The following is a 3988-nucleotide window of genomic DNA, read 5'->3' as shown; positions in this document are numbered from 1 at the left end:
ACGTCTTAGTTTTTCTGTTGTGGCAGTGAAAAATTAGGTACTGAAAACTACAACGTCTTAGTTTTTCTGTTGTGGCAGTGAAAAATTAGGTACTGAAAACTACAACGTCTTAGTTTTTCTGTTGTGGTAGTGAAAAATTAGGTACTGAAAACTACAACGTCTTAGTTTTTCTGTTGTGGCAGTGAAAAATTAGGTACTGAAAACTACAACGTCTTAGTTTTTCTGTTGTGGCAGTGAAAAATTAGGTACTGAAAACTACAACGTCTTAGTTTTTCTGTTGTGGCAGTGAAAAATTAGGTACTGAAAACTATAACTTCTTAGTTTTTCCATCTAAGCGGTCGCTTTATGTAGTTGGATTGAGGTGCTCACCAGATTATGGCACGGATGTACGGATTAAGTAACACAGCGAAAATCAAAGGCGGTGCGTTACATTTCATTTTTCCTGACGGAATGCTCCGCAAACATGTCCCGCAGAGAAACATACCCTACTTGGTAGTTAAGCTAAAATATCCTAAGTTAAGTTAAACTGGTAATGTAATATAAAAGTGATTTAGAAACAAAAATGGCTACACTTCAGATAGAAAACTTACCTGACGACCTCAAAATCAATCTCTCGGAGTTATTATCTGGTATCAAACCTGGAGAAGAAATTATTATTTTCAATCAAGGAGTGGCGATCGCGAAATTGGTTCCCATTTCTCCCTCATCTAAGCGACTAGCTAGTTTGGGGCAGGATAGAGGAAAATTTGTCGTGCCAGAGGATTTTAATGAACCTTTACCACAAGAGATTATGGCAGCATTTGAGGGAGAGTAAAAGTGAAACTGTTATTGGATACCCAGTGCTGGTTATGGTGGTTTGCTGAACCTGAACGGTTAAACGAAGAGGCAACCACCTGTATTGCTGATGAAAGTAACGAATTGTGGTTTTCTGCTGCTAGTGTGTGGGAAATAGCAATCAAAGTTGCCTATGGAAAATTATCTTTGCCAGAACCGATAGATACCTGCATTTAGGCGTTGCTGAATACTGGGATGATTTCGGCTGACACGGGGACACGGGGACACGGGGACACGGGGATTATGGTTTCTGCTCTGTGACAAAATCATCCCGCAATTATGCAATGCCGCATTTATAGTCGCATAGCGTCGTTAAATATGCAAATTTTAGAAATTACTGCTGGTCATGCCTTAAGAGCGGCTGCATTACCGTTACATCATAAAGACCCCTTTGACAGAATGCTAATTGCCCAAGCTCAGATAGAGGACATGACGCTTATGAGTGCTGATTCAATGTTCAGGCAATACAGCAATATTTCCCTTCTTTGGGCAGCAAGTTAGTGTTTGGAGAGCGATCGCTCATGTAGGTTGGGAGGAGGCGCTCACACAGATTATGGCACGGATGCACAGATGAAGCAGTAGCAGTAGTGGACTGTTTCACCTAAAATGGTGCATTAGAATAGCTAGCCAAAAGTGACTATTGGACTCTATAGCGATCACTAAAAACAGACAGCCAAAAACAAGCGATCGTTAAAAACAGACAGCCAAAAACAAGCGATCGTTAAAAACAGACAGCCAAAAACAAGCGATCGTTAAAAACAGACAGCCAAAAATAGAGGTTCTGGACCAAAACAACTAAAATAGTGGAATAGAATAGCCAGCAATAGAGGACAATAATGATGGGAAGAGGCCGACGAGATAAAGTGTATCTAACGGTAGAACAGAAAGATAATAAGCGAAAAAATCGCCCGAAATGGTTATGCACCAGCTAAAAAAATTCTACACGCTCGAATTCTCCTAATGTGTAACGAAGCCGTTACAACCAAGAGAAGTTGGACAGATGAAGAGATAGCTGAAGCTTTAAATGTACATAGAAATACAGTGGGACGGGTTCGGCAAAGATTCCTGACCAAAGGGGAAAGACCTGCCCTTGTCAGAAGTCTTCGCCCATCTCCACCCACGCCTCCAAAAGTTGATGGAGCAACTGAGGCAAAAATCATTGCTTTGTGTTGTTCTGACCCACCGGAAGGCAGAGCAGATTGGACAATCAGATTATTAACTTCAGAGCTTCAAGAGCGACAAATTGTCACTGAAATTTCCTGCTCAACTGTTTGGCGCACTCTAAAAAAAACCAATTACGCCCCTGGAAAACCCAAAGGTTTTGTATCCCAGAGAGGGACTTAGCTAGATTTGTCTCACAAATGGAAGTTGTTCTCGATCTTTATAGCAGTGTTCACTCCCAAGAGGAGCCATTAATAAATATGGATGAAGCCTCTGTGCAACTTCAAGGACATCTCTACGAAACCATCCCCATGAAGCCTGGGAAAGACAAAAAAGAAGATTATCACGCTTGCTCGTGAAGGAGTACAAGCTGTATTCATGTTTTTTGATCCTAACAGAGGATGGCGACGGGTGAGCAACCGAGACAGTCGAACTCGAATAGATTGGGCAGAAGAAATACGACAATTATTGGATGTGGACTACCCAAATGCTCGAAAAGTCAAGTTAGTTTGCGATAATCTCAACACTCATAATATTGCTTCGTTGTATGAAGCATTTCCGGCTCAGTAGAGCCCATCGTCTGGCTAGACGCCTAGAAATTTATCATACTCCCCGTAATGGTAGCTGGTTAAATGTGGCCGAGACTGAATTAAGTATCTTATCAAAACAATGTTTAGACCGAAGAATTAATTGCAAACAAAAGTTGGAAACAGAATTAATTGCATGGCAAACCGAGCGTAATCAAACTGCCTCTAAAGTGATATGGCAATTTTCTACTGACGATGCCAGAGTTAAGCTCAAACATCTTTATCCGGTTTTTGAAACTGCCTAATACCCACTAACTCTCCTACAGTTTACTGTCGCCATCAATTAGCGATCGCTTGTTTTTGCTTGTCTGTTTTTAGCGATCGCCTGTTTTTGGCTGTCTGTTTTTAACGATCGCTTATTTTTGGCTATCTATTTTTAGCGTTGGCGGAGCAAGTGCGGCAGCTATATCGCTTGTTTTGGGCTGTCTGTTTTTAGCGATCGCTATAGAGTCCAATAGTCACTTTTGGCTAGCTATTCTAATGCACCATTTTAGATGAAACAGTCCAGTAGGGTGTGTTAGCGTCAGCGTAACATACCGAAAATCAACATTATGGATAGTACTAAGTTAAGACAAATATAATCCAATTAGTTGTTTTGGATGACATTCATCACCTTTTCAGTAGTGGAGAATTTGCAGGAAAGTACAAACCAGGATGCGAAGAATATGACTGCTTTTTCAAACAGATAGAAAAATTATCCCATGAAAGTTGCCTGCTATTAATAGGTTGGGAAGAACCCATTAAACTTGCTCAACTCAAAAGCAAAAAAATACCAATTCCTATTTTGCAACTGACTGGTTTAGATCTCACTAGCGCCACAGAAATACTCAAAGATTATGGTTTAACAGAAATTGAGAAATGGGAAAGACTCATTCACCACTATCAAGGCAACCCTCTATGGTTAAAAAGTGTGGCAACTCAGATTCAAGAATTCGGAGAAAATTTGATTGAGTTATTGCCCGATGATGCTATCTTATTACCAGAAGATTTAAAAGATACTTTACAACAGCAGAGCGATCGCCTATCGGAAACCGAAAAACAAATCTTGGAGCTATTAGTAATGAAAAATAAACCCATTAGTCTAGCGCAACTGTTAGAAACTACAGAAATATCACCATCAGATTTACTCAACACATTACAATCTTTGTGTAGGCGTTCCCTCATCGAAAAACAAGAAAATCTCTACAGTGTGCCATCTGTACTCAGAGAATATTATATAGAATCCGATTGAATAGTTGTCCCTATCGACGATAGGAAGCAATCTCAGGGTTTTAGGAGATTGCTTCCTTCTTTCTTAATATGCTTTGACATCCTCCCCGGCCTAAAGGCACGGGGATTCCTACTGAGCCATAGCTCCTCGGCGGGTTGACGCTTCACAGGGTGCTGCTTCCTTGGCGGTAGTCTAA

General features: G+C 40.7%; 5 protein-coding genes and 1 pseudogene. All 6 read left to right on the top strand.

All coding sequences use genetic code 11. From position 1 onward, the window contains the following. Nucleotides 1-562 precede the first annotated feature (562 nt). Complete coding sequence (locus F6K54_RS03805) at nt 563-814, top strand: type II toxin-antitoxin system Phd/YefM family antitoxin (RefSeq protein WP_293074693.1); 252 nt, start codon at nt 563-565, stop codon at nt 812-814. Nucleotides 815-816: 2 nt separating this feature from the next. Beyond that, nucleotides 817-1011: a type II toxin-antitoxin system VapC family toxin gene (locus tag F6K54_RS03800; protein ID WP_293074691.1), complete on the top strand. Its 195-nt coding sequence runs from the start codon at nt 817-819 to the stop codon at nt 1009-1011. Nucleotides 1012-1113: 102 nt separating this feature from the next. Then, nucleotides 1114-1335 (top strand): type II toxin-antitoxin system VapC family toxin, encoded by a 222-nt coding sequence (locus F6K54_RS03795; protein WP_366558051.1) that lies wholly within the window; start codon nt 1114-1116, stop codon nt 1333-1335. Beyond that, nucleotides 1277-1408 carry a hypothetical protein gene (locus F6K54_RS03790; protein WP_293074750.1) on the top strand — a complete coding sequence of 44 codons (132 nt, stop codon included), beginning with the start codon at nt 1277-1279 and terminating at the stop codon, nt 1406-1408. Before F6K54_RS03795 ends, F6K54_RS03790 begins: the two co-directional genes overlap by 59 nt. 265 nt (nt 1409-1673) lie before the next feature. Beyond that, nucleotides 1674-2827, top strand: a pseudogene (locus F6K54_RS03785) (IS630 family transposase). A 350-nt stretch (nt 2828-3177) separates the two neighbouring features. Continuing rightward, complete coding sequence (locus tag F6K54_RS03780; protein WP_293074689.1) at nt 3178-3813, top strand: hypothetical protein; 636 nt, start codon at nt 3178-3180, stop codon at nt 3811-3813. The last annotated feature ends 175 nt before the right edge of the window (nt 3814-3988 follow it).

The sequence above is a fragment of the Okeania sp. SIO3B5 genome (genome assembly GCF_010692555.1).
Lineage (GTDB): Bacteria > Cyanobacteriota > Cyanobacteriia > Cyanobacteriales > Microcoleaceae > Okeania.
Note: the sequence above shows the minus strand (reverse complement) of the source record. Positions and strands in the feature narration are given on the sequence as shown.

Excerpts from the sequence above, each read along its gene's own strand:
- F6K54_RS03805 (WP_293074693.1), top strand. The coding sequence starts at position 563 with ATGGCTACACTTCAGATAGAAAACTTACCTGACGACCTCAAAATCAAT.
- F6K54_RS03795 (WP_366558051.1), top strand. The coding sequence starts at position 1,114 with ATGCAATGCCGCATTTATAGTCGCATAGCGTCGTTAAATATGCAAATT.